The organism is Streptomyces sp. NPDC000941 (genome assembly GCF_053599555.1).
On record NZ_JBSFMM010000537.1, the window covers coordinates 1 to 1,528 of the forward strand.

1 protein-coding gene is annotated in these 1,528 nt (G+C 70.0%); it reads left to right on the forward strand.

The genetic code is table 11. The features are described 5' to 3' along the window. Positions 1-1,528, forward strand: a 1,528-nt coding sequence (locus tag ACWDSL_RS53350) for a type I polyketide synthase (RefSeq protein WP_450496994.1), incomplete at both ends; no start/stop codon positions are given.

Below are 1,528 nucleotides of genomic sequence, written 5' to 3' on the forward strand. Positions count from 1 at the left end.
ACCCCGGGTTCTTCGGGATCTCGCCGCGCGAGGCGCTGGCGATGGACCCGCAGCAGCGGCTGCTGCTGGAAGTGTCCTGGGAGGCCATCGAGCGAGCCGGAATCGCTCCTACCGCACTGCGCGGTAGCCAGACCGGTGTCTTCGTCGGATCGCTGCACCACGACTACGCGTCGGGGCGCCTGGAATTCCCGCAGGACGTGCGTGCCTTCCTCGGCACCGGGACGGCCGGCAGTGTGATGTCGGGCCGGGTCTCCTACACGCTGGGCCTGGAGGGTCCGGCGGTCACGGTCGATACGGCATGCTCGTCATCCCTGGTGGCCATGCACCTCGGGGTGCAGGCCCTGCGGTCGGGAGAGTGCTCCCTCGCGCTGGCCGGCGGCGTCACCGTCATGGCGACCCCCGGGCCGTTCATCGACTTCAGCGCTCAGGGCGGGCTTGCAGGCGACGGCCGGTGCAAGGCGTTCGCGGAGGGTGCCGACGGGACCGGCTGGTCGGAGGGTGTCGGCCTGGTGGTGCTCGAGCGGCTGTCGGATGCGCGGCGCAACGGGCATGAGGTGCTTGCGGTGGTGCGGGGTTCGGCCGTGAACCAGGACGGTGCGTCGAATGGTCTGACCGCGCCGAATGGTCCGTCGCAGCAGCGGGTGATCCGTCAGGCGCTGGCCAACGCGGGTCTGGCTCCGACGGAGGTGGACGCGGTGGAGGCGCATGGCACCGGCACCACGCTGGGCGACCCCATCGAGGCACAGGGACTTCTCGCCACCTACGGACAGGACCGCGAACACCCACTGCTGCTCGGGTCGATCAAGTCCAACATCGGGCACACCCAGGCAGCGGCCGGTGTGGCCGGTGTGATCAAGATGGTGATGGCGATGCGGCACGGTGTGCTGCCCAAGACGCTGCACGTGGACACGCCGTCCACGCATGTGGACTGGTCCATGGGGGACATCCAGCTGCTCACCGAATCCGTGGAGTGGCCGGAGCACAGCCGCCCGCGCCGGGCCGCGGTCTCGTCCTTCGGCCTCAGCGGCACCAATGCCCACACCATCATCGAACAGGCCCCGCTGCCCGAGGAACCGCCTTCCGCCGACACGCGGCCCGAGCCCGTCGTGACCCCTGCCGCCCTGCCGTGGGTGGTGTCGGCGAAGACGGCTGCGGCGTTGCGTGGGCAGGCGGCCGGTCTGCTGGCGCGGGTGGAGGCCGACCTGGAGCTGGAGCCCGTGGATGTGGGCTATTCGCTGGTGTCCACGCGGTCGGTGTTGGAGCACCGGGCGGTGGTGGTCGGTGGTGACCGTGAGGAGTTGCTGTCGGGTCTGCGTGCTCTGGGCGATGACGATCCCGCGGTGGGTGTGGTGCGTGGGGTTGCCGACGTCGAGGGGAGGTCGGTGTTTGTCTTCCCGGGGCAGGGTTCGCAGTGGGCGGGTATGGGTGCCCGTTTGTTGGACGAGTCCCCGGTGTTCGCGGAGCGGTTGGGGGAGTGTGCGGCGGCTCTGGCGCCGTTTATCGACTGGTCGTTGATGGATGTGGTGCG